This window comes from Streptomyces sp. NPDC048637, assembly GCF_040650675.1.
In the GTDB taxonomy this organism is placed as follows: domain Bacteria; phylum Actinomycetota; class Actinomycetes; order Streptomycetales; family Streptomycetaceae; genus Streptomyces.
The window spans coordinates 65,263-80,011 of sequence record NZ_JBEZHQ010000013.1 but is presented as its reverse complement, the minus strand read 5'-3'; the positions used below and the strand labels follow the sequence as shown (position 1 = coordinate 80,011).

Sequence of the window (14,749 nt, the reverse complement as noted above, 5' to 3'; positions counted from 1 at the left end):
TCCCTCACACCGTCCAGGACGGTTCGAGCTGCACCACGTCGCCCGCGATCGCCCGGACATCCGCGGCTATCTGGGCGCGCAGCGCCAGCCGCTCCACCCGCTCGGGCCGGTACTTCCCCCGCTCGGCCGCCGACTGCCACATCGACAGCACCAGGAACTCCTCGCCCGGAGCCCGCCCCAGCATCCCTCGCAGCATGCCCGGCGAACCCGCCATCGCCGGGTTCCAGACCTTTTCCTGCATCAGCATGAAGTGCTCCACCCGGTCCTGGCGCACCTGGCAGTGCGCCAGCCGCAGGACATCCACATCGCCGAACGACGGGCGGAAGCCCACCTTCACATCAAACTCGTGCTCGAACAGCCGGACCTGGGCGTCTTTGTACGTGCCGGCCTGAGCGGCCGCCAGCCGGTCGTGCGAGCGCGCCATGAAGGAGTCGTAGAACGCCCGGCTCTCCCAGAAGGCGACCAGGTGCGCGACGCCCGGCCGGCCCCGGCTCCAGCCCCCGCCCTGCCCTCGGAACCCGGGCTCACCCAGCAGCCCCGCCCATTTCCGCTGCCCCCGCTCGAACCCTCGACGGTCCACAACGGTGAGGCGAATCCACTTGACCAGCACCGCGCCATCGTACGGCCCGGGGACGGACCGGGATCACTGCGCGTCACAATCCCACCACCCCGAACTTCCTTACGGGCGCGGATCGATGGGCGTGCGGACACCGAGCCGCCGCTCCACCGCCTCGGCCGCCTCCAGACACAGGTCCTCCCGGTAGGAGCGCCCGATCAGCTGCACTCCGTACGGGAGCCCGTCCACCACCCCGGTCGGTACGGCCACCGCGGGCACCCCGACGAAACTGGTGGCGGTGCACAGCCGCATCGCACGCTGCACCCGCTGGTAGCTCTCCTCGTCCCGCACCTCCTCCCCCGGCGCGAACGGCGGATCGGTGAACACCGGCGCCAGGACCAGCGGGTACTCGTCCAGAAAGGCCGCCCAGTCCCGCTGGATCCCCATCCGCACCCCGGTCAGCCGCAGATATTCCGGCAGCTCCACTGGGGCCGACCTCGCCATCCCCCACTCGACATAGCGATGGCCGCCCTCCCCGAGCAACGGCTTGACGACCGGCCAGGTGGTGGCGAACTCCGTGAGTGTCATCCGGGCGTAGACGTCGAGGGCATCGTCCAGCCGTGGTACGTCCGCCACTTCGTCCACCTCGTACCCCGCGTCCCGCAGCGCGTCCGCCGCACCCTCCACGGCCCGGCGCACCACGGGGTGCACGCCGTGGCCTCCGGGGTCCGTCACCATGGCCACCTTGAGGGGACGCCCCAACTGCGTACCGTAGGGCGGCACCGGCACGGCCCGCGGATCGCGCGGATCGGCCCCGGCCAGCACCTCGTACGCGAGCCGCAGATCACCGACCGTACGGGCCAACGGACCGTCGACCACGAGGAACTGGGCGGCGAGGGACGGGTCGTCCGGGCCGATGCGGTGATCGGCGGCGAACCGCCCGTAGGTCGGCTTCAGACCCGCGACGCCACAGAAGGACGCGGGAATGCGCACCGAACCTCCGGAGTCGTTGCCGAGTCCGAGCGGAGCCATGCCGCTCGCCACGGCCGCTCCGTCGCCGCCGCTGCTGCCGCCCGGCGTCACCGCAGCGCTCCAGGGGTTCACGGTGTCCCCGAACAGCTCGCTACGGGTGTGGATGCCGGCCAGGATGAGCGTCGGCATATTGCTGTGCCCGACGGGGATACCGTCCGCCGCGCGCAGACGCGCCACCGGGGGCGCATCGGAGCGCGCGAAAAAGTCACGGAAGCGCTCCGCGCCGTAGGTCGTGGGCACCCCTTCGATGGCCGTGGTCTCCTTGACGGTGAACGGCACACCGGCCAGCGGCCCCAGTTCCGCACCCGCCGCACGCCTGCGGTCGACCTCCGCCGCCGCACTCCGTGCCCGTTCGGCGAGCACCTGGGTGACGGCGTTGACGGCCGGGTTGACCTCGGCGATCCGCTCCAGATGCGCCTCGACCAGCTCCCCCGCCGACACCTCGCCGGTGCGTACCGCCGCCGCCTGGGCGCGGGCCGTCATCCTCCACAGCGCGTTGCGCATGTCCTCCCCTTTTCGCAGCTCGGCCGGCCCGTTCCCGGGCCGCTCGGCCGTCCTCCGACCGTTCCGATGCATCTGCATCGCTTCGACATCGTAACCTTGTCACCGATACACACGCATCGAATAACCGGAGTGCGGAGCATGCCCAAGCAGGTCGACCACGAGGGCCGGCGCCGGCAGATCGCCGGGGCGGTGTGCCAACTCGCCGACGAGAGCGGCCTGGAGGGCGTCACGCTCCGCGACGTGGCAGCCCGCGCGAAGGTGTCCATGGGCGCCGTCCAGCGCTGCTTCGGCACCAAGGAGGAGATGCTGGTCTTCGCGCTCGGCCACATCGGCGAACGGGTCACCGCGCGAGTGTCGGCCCGGCTCACCGCATCGCCCGCCCAGTCGGCCCGTACGGCACTGGGACACGCCGCGGCCGAGGTGTCGCTGCTCCAGGAGGAACATCGCGCCGAGGCACGGGTCTGGCTGGCCTTTGTGGCCCAGGCCGCCGTCAGCCCACCCCTGGCCGGAATTCTGCGCACCAACTACGCCGGCCTGCAGACGGTGTTCGCGCGACTGATCGCCGAGGCCTCCGACACCGCCGACCCGGACCGCGCGGCCCGCACCCTCCTCGCCCTGGCCGACGGCCTCACCACCCATATCCTGATCGGACACCTCTCCCCCGCCGATGCGCTGGACGTACTGGACGGCCAGCTCAACCGCCTCTGGGACGAGCGGACGAGCTGAGCCGGGAAGCAGGCGCCCCCGCTTCCCGGACGGCACTTTCCAGCCACCCAAGCCGGATACAAACCGCGTGTGACCAGGGGCAGTTCACGCCGCCCACGGGCCGTTGGGCGTGGCACGATGGTCAGCCAACGGGAAGTCCTGGGGAGTTGTCCGCGTGGCCGCGCAGGCCGCGCCACGCCCCGGGAGATGACGGGAGGGAAGTCCGGTGAGCACGCTCAGCAAAGGGATCGAGAAGGTCGAGGTAACGCTCAAGTGGGACCCGAGCCCCGCCGGGACGCCGGACAATGACCTCGACATCGTCGCGGCGACCTATACGGCCGACGCGCCACACGGCGAACCGGCCTATCTGGTGCACTTCGACAGCCGGTCGCCCGACGGGACCATCACCCTCAACCGGGACAGCAGGACCGGCCAGGGGTTCGGCTTCGACGAGATCATGACGCTGGAGCTGGACCGGCTGGCCGAGACCTACACCCGGGTGATCGTGGGGGTGGCCATCCAGCAGGGCGAGGGCCGCAAGGTCTTCGGCGAAATCGCGAACACCGCCGTACGGATCCGCGAGGGGTACACCGATCTGACGGAGCACGACTTCACCGAGGTCCCGGGGGCGACCGCCGCGACGGTCGCCGAATTCACCCGGGACGAGGCGGGACAGTGGCGCTTCCGCCCGGCGCTCCGGGGATTCGACACCGACCCGAACGCGTTCACCTCGGAAATGGGGCGCTGACGGCAACAGCGCGAAGGCGGCAGTACGCCTGAGGGCAGCAGCGAGGGGGAGGCGGCCGTCTGCCGCCTCCCCCTCGCTGCTGCCCTGCAGCGTCAGCCGGCCGCCCGTTTGCGGCGGCGGTGCGCCGCGACCCGCTCCCGTGCCGCGCAGGCCGTCGAGCAGTAACGGCGGGCGCTCCCGGGACCGGTGCCCAGATAGAGCGTGCCGCACCGGGCGGCCGCGCACTGTCCCCACGGGACGCGGCCGTACTCGCTGAGAATCTGGGCCAGCGCCAGGGCACCGGACGCCAGGAACCAGTCCGCCCAGCCGGCGTCATCGCCGCGGTCGACATGGAGATGCCAGGCGCGCCCGCCATGCCGTGAGAGGTGCGGACGGGCGCCGCATTCCGCCAGCAGCGCATTGAGGGCATGGGCGGCCAGATCGGTGTCGGACTCGGTCAGGAGCGCGGCCAGCCGGGCGGCGGCCGCCCGCAGGCGCACGGCGTCGGCCTGCGAAAAGGCCTGCTCGGTGAGGTCGTCCGGGCTCTCGCCGTGGCGCGCGAGCAGCTCGGCCAGCGCTCCCCGCGGAAGCTCGGGGTCCGCACAGACCGCATTCGCGAGATCGATCAGCCGCTCGGCGGACCGAAAACCGCGCCGCGGCAGCGCCTCATCCTTCACGACCATCCCCTCTTCGCACTCCCTGTACCCCATGGGCCCCTCGCCCCATCCAGCGTAACGTCTTATCTTAACAAGCCGTTACAGCTCCGCCCGTCCTCCTGGAGATGCGTATGCCGCGACGCCCAGCCATATCGAGAGCGCGCTCAGGTTTACTGCTCTACCTGGCCACCGCCTTCTTCGCCCGCCTGGCAGAGGAGGGCATGGCCGTGGCGGTGGTGCTGCTGGCGCTGCAGCACTCCGGGAGCGCGGGACAGGGCGCGTTCGTCCTCACCGCCTGGATGGCGCCGCATGTGATCGCCGCACCCCTGGTCGGCGCCCTCGTCTCCCGTATGCGGCGTCCCCGGCTGTGCTACCTCGGTGCCCTGGGCGGATTCGCCGCCGCCATCGCGGTGTTGGCGTTGAGTGTGGGGCGTGCCCCCGCACCGGTGACCCTCGCCGTCGCCCTGGCCGGCGGGAGTTTCGGGCCGGTGGTCTCCGGGGGACTGTCCAGCCTGCTCACCGGGTTGCTGCCGGCGGGCGGACCGCGTGATCGTGCCTACGCGCTGGACGCGGCGGTCTACAACGCGGCGTCGGTGGTGGGTCCCGCCGTGGCCGGCCTCACGGCCGCAGTGGCGTCGCCCGGCGCGGCGATGCTGCTGCTCGCCGGAGCGGCGGCCACCGCGGCGGCGCTGGTCGCCGGACTGCCGTACGGACGCGCGCACCCGGCACCGGCGGGCCGCGCACCGGCCACCACGCTGCGCGCCGAACTGGCCGCGGGCCTGATGGCCGTCTGGCGCATCCGCGCCTTGCGCGCGCTCACCGCGGGCACCTGTCTGGCCTTCGTCGGCGTGGGTGGCCTGACCACCACCACGGTGCTGCTCGCCGGCCACCGGGGTGATCCCGGAGCGGGCGGCATCCTGATGACCGCATTCGCGCTCGGCGCGCTCGCCGGTTCGCTGGCCGTGGCCGGATGGCAGCCGCCACTGTCCGATCCGCGCCTCGCCACCCTCGCCCTGTGCGGCACCGGTCTCGCGCTCGCCGCCGCCGCGCTCACGGTGTCGCCGGCAGCCGCCACGGCACTGTTCGTCCTCGCCGGGCTGTGCGACGGTCCGCTGCTGACCGCGACCCTGCGCATCCGGGCCGCGCACGCCCCGCCGCCGGTCCGTGCGCAGGTTTTCACCCTGGGAGCCGGTCTCAAGATCACTGCGGCGGCCTGCGGAGCCACCCTCATCGGTGTGGCCGCCGCACTGCCGCCGCCCCTGTTGCTGCTCGGGATCGCCGCTGTCCACCTTGCCGCCGCGCTCCTCTACACCCTGGTCCGCCCACGAACGGGCCCCAGCGGCACACCACACCCGCCGGCCCTGCTGCCGGACACCCGGTCCCTCCCGTGAGCAGCACACCCCCGCCCAGATCACCGCGGGCCCGGCCCCCACCCGGTCCCCTGATCCACCGGGCGGTCCACCCGCGAGCGGCCGCGTCATCGAGGCGGACCGGCCCGGTCAGGCCGCGCCCTCCCCGCGCCGGAACGACGGGCGGCGACGCGGCCCTTGGCATCGGGCTCCCACGGTGGCGCAGGTCGACGACCGTGCCGATGCCCAGCTCCAGGAAGCGCCCCGGCCCTCGCCCCGGCGCGACTGCGGTGCCGCGGCGTCCCGTGTCCCCGCAGCTGGGAGAGGCAGAAGAGGGTGCCGACCCGTGGTCGGCACCCTCTCTCACGTGCGGCTCAGCGCCCTCGGCAGATACTCAGAGGTGCGTCGGACGCTTCCGCTCGTTGTCAGCTGCAGCCGCTGGTCGACCCGCAGCCCTCGCACAGGTAGCAGCTGCCGGCCCGCTGCATCTTCGTCCCGCAGGAGAAGCACAGGGGGGCGTCGGCGTTGATGCCCAGCTGCATCTCGACGAGTTCGGCGTTGGTGTGCGCCTGCTTGGGGGCCAGGGTGGCGGCCTCCTCGACGATCTTCACCGCCGGGGTGGACTCCTGCACCGACTCCGTCTGGCGGGGCGCCGACTGGGCCAGGCCCTCGACGTCGACCTCGTCGTCCGACGGCTCGTACGAACCGGTCTCCAGGTGGCGCTGACGCTCCTCGACGGAGTGGATGCCGAGCGCCGAACGGGTCTCGAACGGCAGGAAGTCCAGCGCCAGACGGCGGAAGATGTAGTCGACGATCGACTGCGCCATCCGCACGTCCGGGTCGTCCGTCATGCCGGCCGGCTCGAAGCGCATGTTGGTGAACTTCGAGACGTAGGTCTCCAGCGGCACGCCGTACTGGAGGCCCACCGACACCGCGATGGAGAAGGCGTCCATCATGCCCGCGAGGGTCGAGCCCTGCTTGGACATCTTCAGGAAGACCTCACCGAGACCGTCGTCCGGGTAGGAGTTGGCGGTCATGTAGCCCTCGGCGCCGCCGACCGTGAAGGAGGTGGTGATGCCGGGACGTCCCTTGGGGAGGCGCTTGCGGACCGGGCGGTACTCGACGACCTTCTTCTCGGCGACCGGCTCGGCCTTCTTCTCCTCCTCCTTCTTCTTGGCGGAGAGCGGCTGGCCGACCTTGCAGTTGTCGCGGTAGATCGCCAGTGCCTTCAGGCCGAGCTTCCAGCCCTCGAAGTAGACCTCCTCGATCTCCTCGACGGTGGCCGTCTCCGGGACGTTGACCGTCTTGGAGATCGCACCGGAGAGGAAGGGCTGCGCGGCGGCCATCATGCGCACATGGCCCATGGCGGAGATCGAGCGCACGCCCATGGCGCAGTCGAAGACCTCGTAGTGCTCCGGCTTGAGGGCCGGGGCGTCGACGACATTGCCGTGGTCGGCGATGTGGGCGACGATCGCCTCGACCTGCTCGGGCAGGTAGCCGAGCCGCTTGAGCGCCTTGGGGACCGTGTTGTTCACGATCTGCATGGAGCCGCCGCCGACCAGCTTCTTGAACTTGACCAGCGCCAGGTCCGGCTCGACGCCCGTGGTGTCGCAGTCCATCATCAGGCCGATGGTGCCGGTCGGGGCCAGCACGGAGGCCTGGGCGTTGCGGAAGCCGTTCTTCTCGCCGAGGCGCAGGACGTCCTGCCAGGCCTCGGTGGCGGCCGCCCACACCGGGTTGTCCAGGTCGTCCATGCGCACCGCGGCACCGTTGGCGTCGGAGTGCTGCTTCATGACGCGCTTGTGGGCGTCGGCGTTACGGGCGTAGCCGTCGTACGGGCCGACGACCGCGGCGAGTTCGGCGGAGCGCTTGTAGGAGGTGCCAGTCATCAGGGAGGTGATGGCACCGGCCAGCGCGCGGCCGCCGTCGGAGTCGTAGGCGTGGCCGGTGGCCATCAGCAGGGCGCCGAGGTTGGCGTAGCCGATGCCCAGCTGGCGGTAGGCGCGGGTGGTCTCGCCGATCTTCTGGGTGGGGAAGTCGGCGAAGCAGATGGAGATGTCCATCGCGGTGATGACCAGCTCGACGACCTTGGCGAAGCGCTCGGCGTCGAAGGACTGGTTGCCCAGGTCGTCGTCGCGCAGGAACTTCAGGAGGTTGAGCGAGGCGAGGTTGCACGAGGAGTTGTCCAGGTGCATGTACTCGCTGCAGGGGTTGGACGCGGTGATCCGGCCCGACTCCGGCGAGGTGTGCCAGTGGTTGATGGTGTCGTCGTACTGGATGCCGGGGTCGGCACACGCCCAGGCCGCATCCGCCATCTTGCGGAAGAGCCCCTTGGCGTCGACCTCCTCGATGACCTCACCGGTCATCCGGCCGCGCAGCCCGAACTTCGAGCCGGTCTCGACGGCCTTCATGAACTCGTCGTTCACGCGGACCGAGTTGTTGGCGTTCTGGTACTGGACGGACGTGATGTCGTCGCCGCCCAGGTCCATGTCGAAGCCCGCGTCACGCAGCGCGCGGACCTTCTCCTCCTCCTTCACCTTGGTCTCGATGAAGGCCTCGACGTCCGGGTGGTCGACGTCCAGGACGACCATCTTGGCCGCACGGCGGGTGGCGCCGCCCGACTTGATCGTTCCGGCGGACGCATCGGCGCCGCGCATGAAGGAGACCGGGCCGGAGGCGTTGCCGCCGGAGGAGAGCAGCTCCTTGGAGGAGCGGATACGGGAGAGGTTCAGGCCGGCGCCGGAGCCGCCCTTGAAGATCATCCCCTCTTCCTTGTACCAGTCGAGGATCGACTCCATGGAGTCGTCGACCGAGAGGATGAAGCAGGCGCTGACCTGCTGCGGCTGCGCGGTGCCGACGTTGAACCACACCGGCGAGTTGAAGCTGAAGACCTGGTGGAGCAGCGCGTACGCCAGCTCGTGCTCAAAGATCTCGGCGTCCGCCGGGGAGGCGAAGTAACCGTTCTCCTCGCCGCCCTTGCGGTACGTCTTGACCACACGGTCGATGAGCTGCTTGAGGCTGGACTCACGGGTCGGGGACCCCACCGCGCCACGGAAGTACTTGCTCGTGACGATGTTGACCGCGTTCACCGACCAGAAGTCGGGGAACTCGACGCCACGCTGCTCGAAGTTGACCGAGCCGTCGCGCCAGTTGGTCATGACGACGTCGCGAGACGCCCACTCCACCTCGTCGTACGGATGCACGCCGGGTGTGGTGTGAATGCGCTCGATACGCAGACCCTTGCTCGCCTTGCTGCCCTTGGCGCGGGAGCCTCGTGCCGGGCCGCTCGTCGTCTCTGTCATGCCGCCTCCCTGTATACGGGCAAACGCCCATATGTGCGCACTCATTCCGTGGCACGGTGTATGTCTTTCTGAATACCGGGACGCCCTGCTCTCGCCCCGGTACAGGTCCTGGATGCGCGCCGAACTCAGTCGGCGGCGGTGGCGGGGACGGGGACGGCCGGGCCGCCGGCCTCCCCCTCGGTCCCGCATTCCTGCCCGGGCGGCCCCTGCTCGCGCTGCTCCCGCAGCTCGGCGATGGCCGCCTCGAAGTCCTCAAGCGAATCGAAGGCCCGGTAAACGGACGCGAAGCGCAGGTACGCGACCAGGTCGAGTTCCTGCAGCGGCCCCAGTATGGCGAGCCCGACGTCATGGGTGGACAGCTCGGCACTGCCGGTGGCGCGCACCGCCTCCTCGACCCGCTGGCCGAGCTTGGCGAGGGCGTCCTCGGTGACCGGGCGCCCCTGGCACGCCTTGCGCACTCCCGCGATGACCTTGTTGCGGCTGAAGGGTTCGGTGACCCCGCTCCGCTTGATCACCATCAGCGACGCCGTCTCGATGGTCGTGAAACGGCGGGAGCAGTCCGGGCACTGGCGGCGCCGGCGGATCGCCGTCCCGTCATCGGTGGTGCGGCTGTCGACGACCCGGCTGTCCGGGTGCCTGCAGAAGGGGCAGTGCATGGCTCTCCACCCTCCTCACCCTGTGATATACGGACGTACGTACGCCAACGAACCCGGCGCACGGCGACAGACCCCGGCCGGTCCGTACGGGCCCTTCGGAGTAGCCACCAGCATAGGCGATTCCCGACCCCCTGAGGGACCAGGCACCACAACTTCTGGGTGACCGAACGCATCCCACCACTAGATGTGGTGTCGGGCCGCTTACATCTGCCTACCGCGTGTCGCGGCGGAGGCGGGCCGGGCGGTCGCCCATGAGAGTACGGGAAGCCACCCGGCCGGCGGTGCGGTGGGGCCGGGATGACAGAATCGACCGGGTCGGGACGGCCGGCCACCGAGGCCTCCGTACGACGACGGCCCGGTCCGCCGTCCGGCCGGGGAAACCGGGCGAACGCGCCCGCCCCAGGGCCCGAAATGCCGCTCGGCCATACACCCAGCCACTTGATCCGGGTAGCCAATCAGCGAATATTTCACTCGAACGTGTGTTTGGCGCAACCTTTCGAAAGCAACTACCGTTGGCTAACTAGGGAGAACATTTCGAGAGGGGCCGACGTGACCACCACCGCAGACAGCGCGACCATCACTGCACAGAGCCACTCCCAGAGCCGGTTCGAGCACCCGCAGAAGGCACAGCGGCCGATGGACGACGCCACGTTGGACTCCGAAGAGCAGAAGCCCGCCCGCGCACTGCCCGGCCGGCCTCCAGGGATCCGGGCCGACAGTTCCGGACTCACCGACCGCCAGCGCAGGGTGATCGAGGTGATCCGGGATTCCGTGCAGCGGCGCGGCTACCCGCCGTCCATGCGCGAGATCGGCCAGGCCGTCGGACTGTCCAGCACCTCGTCCGTCGCCCACCAGCTCATGGCGCTCGAGCGCAAGGGCTTCCTGCGGCGCGACCCGCACCGCCCCCGGGCGTACGAGGTCCGCGGCTCGGACCAGACCAGCACCGCCGCGACGGAGACCGCGGGCAAGCCCGCCGCGTCCTATGTCCCGCTGGTCGGCCGGATCGCCGCCGGCGGTCCGATCCTCGCGGAGGAGTCGGTCGAGGACGTCTTCCCGCTCCCCCGCCAGCTCGTCGGCGACGGCGAACTGTTCGTGCTGAAGGTCGTCGGCGACTCCATGATCGAAGCCGCCATCTGCGACGGCGACTGGGTCACGGTCCGCCGCCAGCCGGTCGCCGAGAACGGTGACATCGTCGCCGCCATGCTGGACGGCGAGGCCACCGTCAAGCGCTTCAAGCGCGAGGACGGCCATGTGTGGCTGCTGCCGCACAACTCCGCGTACCAGCCGATCCCCGGCGACGAGGCGACCATCCTCGGCAAGGTGGTGGCGGTACTCCGCCGCGTCTGACCCACCCCTCACGGCCGAGCCCCGGAACCACTGCGCCGGTTCCGGGGCTCTGTGTTGCCGCTGCACCGCGGCCTCTTGGAGGAGCGGTGGTTATTCGTTCGGCTGTGGTGCCTTTGCCGCCGCGTCGATGGCGGCCAGGGAGCGGCGGACCTGGTTGCGGTCGGTGGTGTACCAGAATTCGGGCATCGACTTGCGGAGGAAAGAGCCGTAGCGGGCCCGCTCCACCCGGGGGTCGAGGACGGCGACCACACCGCGGTCGCCGGTGGCGCGGACCAGACGGCCGGCACCCTGGGCCATCAGCAGAGCCGCATGGGTCGCCGCAACGGCCATGAAGCCATTGCCGCCGGCCTCCTCCACGGCCTTCTGCCGGGCACTCATCAACGGGTCGTCCGGACGCGGGAACGGCACCCGGTCCATCACCACCAGCTGGCAGTTCGCACCCGGCACATCGACGCCCTGCCAGAGGGACAGGGTGCCGAACAGGCAGGTACGGGCATCCTCGGCGAAGGTGCGGATCAGCTCGCCGAGGGTCTCCTCGCCCTGGAGGAGGATCGGCAGGTCCAGCCGGCCGCGCAGCTCCTCCGCGGCGGCCTGGGCGGCACGCATGGAGGAGAAGAGGCCGAGGGTACGGCCGCCCGCCGCCTCGATCAGCTCGGTGAGTTCATCGAGCATGTCCGTACGGCTGCCCTCCCGGCCCGGCTGGGCCAGATGCTTGGCGACATACAGGATGCCCTGCTTCGAGTAGTCGAAGGGGGAGCCGACATCCAGGCCCTTCCACGGCGGGACGTCCTCGCCCTCCGTGCCCTCGGGGGCCAGCCCCAGGGAGGCGGCGACCCCGTTGAAGTCGCCGCCCAGTTTGAGGGTGGCGGAGGTGAGGGTCACCGAGCGGTCGTCGAAGAGCTTCTCGCGCAGCAGGCCCGAGACGGACAGCGGGGCCACCCGGAGCGACGCGCCGAAACGGTCGTGGCGCTCGTACCAGACGACGTCGTACTCGGAGCCGTTCGCGATGCGCTCGGCGACGGCATGGACGTTCTCCACCGCGGCGAGGGCCTGCTTGCGGACGGCGTCCTCGTCCTGGACGGACTTGTCGCGAGTCGAGCCGAGCGCCGAGATGACCGTACGGGCCGCGTCCCGCAGCGCCATCAGGCAGTAGCCGAGGTCCTCGGGGATCTCTTCGAGACGGCCGGGCAGGGCCAGCTCCATGAGGCGCTCGAAGGTCTCCGACGCGGTCTGGAGCTGGTCGGCGGCCTTTTCGTTGACGAGCTTGGCGGCCCGGCGGACGGCGCGGTTGACCTGGCCGGGCGTGAGCTCGCCGGTGGCGACGCCGGTGACCCGGGAGACCAGCTCATGGGCCTCGTCGATGATCAGGACCTCGTGCTGCGGGAGGACCGGCGCGCCCTCGATCGCGTCGATGGCGAGCAGCGCGTGGTTGGTGACGACGACGTCGGCGAGCTTGGCGCGCTCCCGGGCGGCCTCGGCGAAGCACTCCGCCCCGTAGGCACACTTCGAGGCGCCCAGGCACTCCCGGGAGGAGACCGAGACCTGGCCCCAGGCACGGTCCGAGACCCCGGGGGTCAGCGCGTCGCGGTCGCCGGTCTCGGTCTCGTCCGCCCAGTCGCGCAGCCGCAGCAGGTCCTTGCCCAGCTTGCTGGTCGGCGTCGCCTGCTCGAACACGTCGAAGAGGCCGTCCTCCTCTTCCTGGGGGACACCCTCGTGGAGGCGGTGCAGACACAGGTAATTGGAGCGGCCCTTGAGCATGGCGAATTCCGGGCGGCGGCGCAGCAGCGGGTGCAGCGCCTCGACCGTCCGCGGCAGATCGCGCTCCACGAGCTGGCGCTGGAGCGCCAGGGTGGCCGTGGCGACCACCACTCTCTCGCCGTGAGCGAGCGCCGGCACCAGATAGCCGAGGGACTTCCCGGTGCCGGTGCCGGCCTGCACCAGCAGATGGGCCTGTTCGTCCACGGCCCCGGCGACGGCCTCGGCCATCGCCACCTGGCCGGGGCGCTCGGTGCCGCCGACGGCGGTGACGGCGGCGTGGAGCAGATCGGGGAGGGAGGGCTTTGTCATAGCGCTGCAAGCCTACGCGGGACCACTGACAGCCGGGTCCGTCACGGCATGTGGAGCGGATTGGGGGCGGTGCCGTGCACGACCGCGTGCGGGCGGTCGGTCCGGTCCCGGTAGCCGTCCACATGCAGACGGTTGCGGTTCAGACACAGCCGCTCGATCCGCGGGGTGAGCAGGTCGAAGGTCTCGTGCCGCTCCTTGAGAGCGGGGAAACGTTCGTGGTGGCGCAGAATCTCCGCCCGTACGAGTGACCAGAACTCGCCCTCGGGTACGCCCAGTTGGTCCGCGCACAGGGGTGCGAGGTAACGGAAGACACCGACGAACAGGCCGGAGTGGATGAACTGGGTGAGGAAGGCGGGCGGTTCGGTCAGCAGCACCGCGCGTACGTCGTCCGGCATGGAGTCGTGCTCCGGGAGCGGCCGGGAGCTGGTGTTGACGTCGTCGACGAAGTCCTTGACCGCGAGGCGGGTGGGGACGTCGTGCTCGTCGAAGACGACGATGGCGTTCTCTCCGTGCGGGGAGAAGACCGTGCCGTACCGGTAGAGGAAGTGCAGCAGCGGCGGCAGCAGCGCGGCGAACAGCCGGGCCAGCCAGGCGCGCGGGGCCAGCCCCGAGCGGCGCACCAGCTCCGCGGTCAGGGCGCGGCCCCGGGGATCGGTCTGCAGCAGCGCGGCCAGGGTGCGGGCGCGTTCGCCGGGGTCCAGCTGCCCGCTGACCGGCTCGCGCCAGATACAGCCGAGCAGCTCCTTGAACTGGTACGGGACTCCGGGAAGCCGGTCGTAGAGGGGGTGCTCGACGGTGACGGACGCGGTCTCGCCGAGCAGGATCACCCGGGTCTCGTCCCGCAGATAGGGGTCGGCGTCACGCAGGCCGTGGACCCAGCGGGTGACGGCGGGCGCGGCGAGGGTGCGCTCGGTGGGCAGGCCGCGCCAGACGAGGGTGTTGAGGATGGACAGCGGCAGCTTGACCGTCCGGGCCTCGGGCCGGCTGAGGTTGAGGAAGGTGCGGATGGACTGCTGCGGCAGGCGGAGGTCGTTGTCAGTGGGCAGCGCGATGATGGATCTGTCCGCGAGCTGTGGGGCGAAGAGCGGGGCGATGGTCTCGTCCCATTGCCAGGGGTGCACGGGGAGATAGAGGTAGTCGGCGGGGTCGAGGCCCTGGTCGCTGATGGTGCGGGCGAAGGTGTGCCGGGTGGCGGGGGCGAGTTCCTCGCCGTAGAGACGATCGGGGGTGGCGAGGGTGGGGATACCGCGGTAGTGGGCGATGCTGTGGTGCGCGGCGAGCCAGGGCAGGCGCCGGGCGGTGCGGGCCTCGGGGGCCCAGGCCGCCGCGTCGGTGGCGGAGAAACCGAGCCGGCCCTTGTTCGCGACGAGCCAGGGGTGGCCGGTCTGGTGGCCTTCGAGGGAGGCGTAGTCCAGGTCGGCGAGCTCGGCGGCGCTGAGCGCTGTGGCGTCGAGGCGGGTATCGGCGGCGAGGGTGGCGGTCAGCTCGCGGATGAGGTGGCCGGTGGTGTCGCCGGACAGGCCCAGCACGGTGTCGTGGGCATGCGTGAGGAAGTGGAAGGGGTCCGTGTCCGGGGTGATCGAATCGGGGTCGACGCGCCAGTGGCCGTAGGCGCCGCGGCGGGCACGGAAGCGGTAGACCAGTGTGTCGGTGACCGGCAGTCGGTACTGCGGGGTGCCGTCGGGGGCGGTGCCGTCGGGCTCGGGGGTGAGGACTTCCTCGTAGGCGAACTCCGCCAGGGTCTTGGCGAACAGTCGGCGCGCGGCGTGCTGCCAGGCGCGGTGCGAAGGCTGGGGCTCAGGAGACAAGGCGGGACTCCTCGAAGCGGGACCGCCCCGGCTCGTACGG

General features: G+C 70.9%; 11 protein-coding genes. 4 read left to right on the top strand and 7 right to left on the bottom strand.

Annotation, left to right across the window (positions count from 1 at the left end; translation table 11 throughout):
- Nucleotides 1-4: 4 nt before the first annotated feature.
- Together AB0C46_RS18705 and AB0C46_RS18700 are read right to left on the bottom strand one after the other, a co-directional pair.
- Nucleotides 5-610 (bottom strand): YdbC family protein, encoded by a 606-nt coding sequence (locus AB0C46_RS18705; RefSeq protein ID WP_362828897.1) that lies wholly within the window; start codon nt 608-610, stop codon nt 5-7.
- A gap of 69 nt (nt 611-679) precedes the next feature.
- On the bottom strand, nt 680-2,092 hold the full coding sequence (locus AB0C46_RS18700) for an amidase (protein ID WP_362828896.1): 1,413 nt from the start codon (nt 2,090-2,092) through the stop codon (nt 680-682).
- 138 nt (nt 2,093-2,230) lie between these two features.
- On the opposite strand from AB0C46_RS18700, the gene AB0C46_RS18695 reads away from it, so the two are divergent.
- Both AB0C46_RS18695 and AB0C46_RS18690 read left to right on the top strand, forming a co-directional pair.
- Nucleotides 2,231-2,818: a TetR/AcrR family transcriptional regulator gene (locus AB0C46_RS18695; RefSeq protein ID WP_362828895.1), complete on the top strand. Its 588-nt coding sequence runs from the start codon at nt 2,231-2,233 to the stop codon at nt 2,816-2,818.
- Between the two features lie 205 nt (nt 2,819-3,023).
- Nucleotides 3,024-3,545, top strand: a complete 522-nt coding sequence (locus tag AB0C46_RS18690) for a TerD family protein (RefSeq protein WP_362828894.1) — start codon at nt 3,024-3,026, stop codon at nt 3,543-3,545.
- Between the two features lie 92 nt (nt 3,546-3,637).
- Here AB0C46_RS18690 and AB0C46_RS18685 read toward each other — a convergent pair whose 3' ends face one another.
- Nucleotides 3,638-4,207 (bottom strand): CGNR zinc finger domain-containing protein, encoded by a 570-nt coding sequence (locus AB0C46_RS18685; protein WP_362828892.1) that lies wholly within the window; start codon nt 4,205-4,207, stop codon nt 3,638-3,640.
- A 104-nt stretch (nt 4,208-4,311) separates the two neighbouring features.
- Between AB0C46_RS18685 and AB0C46_RS18680 the strand changes: the two genes are divergently transcribed.
- Nucleotides 4,312-5,571 carry an MFS transporter gene (locus tag AB0C46_RS18680; protein WP_362828890.1) on the top strand — a complete coding sequence of 420 codons (1,260 nt, stop codon included), beginning with the start codon at nt 4,312-4,314 and terminating at the stop codon, nt 5,569-5,571.
- A gap of 383 nt (nt 5,572-5,954) precedes the next feature.
- Here the strand turns inward: AB0C46_RS18680 and AB0C46_RS18675 are convergent, their stop codons facing one another.
- Nucleotides 5,955-8,831, bottom strand: coding sequence for a vitamin B12-dependent ribonucleotide reductase (locus AB0C46_RS18675; RefSeq protein ID WP_362828889.1), 2,877 nt, complete (start codon nt 8,829-8,831; stop codon nt 5,955-5,957).
- Nucleotides 8,832-8,956: 125 nt separating this feature from the next.
- A complete protein-coding gene (nrdR, locus tag AB0C46_RS18670) occupies nt 8,957-9,487 on the bottom strand; it encodes a transcriptional regulator NrdR (RefSeq protein ID WP_042159844.1) in 531 nt (176 codons plus the stop codon).
- Nucleotides 9,488-10,036: 549 nt separating this feature from the next.
- Between nrdR and lexA the strand changes: the two genes are divergently transcribed.
- A complete protein-coding gene (lexA, locus tag AB0C46_RS18665; RefSeq protein ID WP_159743033.1) occupies nt 10,037-10,834 on the top strand; it encodes a transcriptional repressor LexA in 798 nt (265 codons plus the stop codon).
- Nucleotides 10,835-10,924: 90 nt separating this feature from the next.
- Here the strand turns inward: lexA and AB0C46_RS18660 are convergent, their stop codons facing one another.
- Together AB0C46_RS18660 and AB0C46_RS18655 are read right to left on the bottom strand one after the other, a co-directional pair.
- Entirely contained in the window at nt 10,925-12,901 is a 1,977-nt protein-coding gene (locus AB0C46_RS18660; RefSeq protein ID WP_362828887.1) for an ATP-dependent DNA helicase, read from the bottom strand.
- A gap of 41 nt (nt 12,902-12,942) precedes the next feature.
- Nucleotides 12,943-14,709 (bottom strand): IucA/IucC family siderophore biosynthesis protein, encoded by a 1,767-nt coding sequence (locus AB0C46_RS18655; RefSeq protein ID WP_362828886.1) that lies wholly within the window; start codon nt 14,707-14,709, stop codon nt 12,943-12,945.
- Between the last annotated feature and the right edge of the window lie 40 nt (nt 14,710-14,749).

Bases quoted from the DNA above. Each gene is read 5' to 3' on its own strand.
- AB0C46_RS18685 (WP_362828892.1), bottom strand. From the start codon at position 4,207: ATGGTCGTGAAGGATGAGGCGCTGCCGCGGCGCGGTTTTCGGTCCGCC.
- AB0C46_RS18700 (WP_362828896.1), bottom strand. From the start codon at position 2,092: ATGCGCAACGCGCTGTGGAGGATGACGGCCCGCGCCCAGGCGGCGGCG.
- AB0C46_RS18695 (WP_362828895.1), top strand. From the start codon at position 2,231: ATGCCCAAGCAGGTCGACCACGAGGGCCGGCGCCGGCAGATCGCCGGG.
- AB0C46_RS18660 (WP_362828887.1), bottom strand. From the start codon at position 12,901: ATGACAAAGCCCTCCCTCCCCGATCTGCTCCACGCCGCCGTCACCGCC.
- AB0C46_RS18680 (WP_362828890.1), top strand. From the start codon at position 4,312: ATGCCGCGACGCCCAGCCATATCGAGAGCGCGCTCAGGTTTACTGCTC.
- AB0C46_RS18675 (WP_362828889.1), bottom strand. From the start codon at position 8,831: ATGACAGAGACGACGAGCGGCCCGGCACGAGGCTCCCGCGCCAAGGGC.
- nrdR (WP_042159844.1), bottom strand. From the start codon at position 9,487: ATGCACTGCCCCTTCTGCAGGCACCCGGACAGCCGGGTCGTCGACAGC.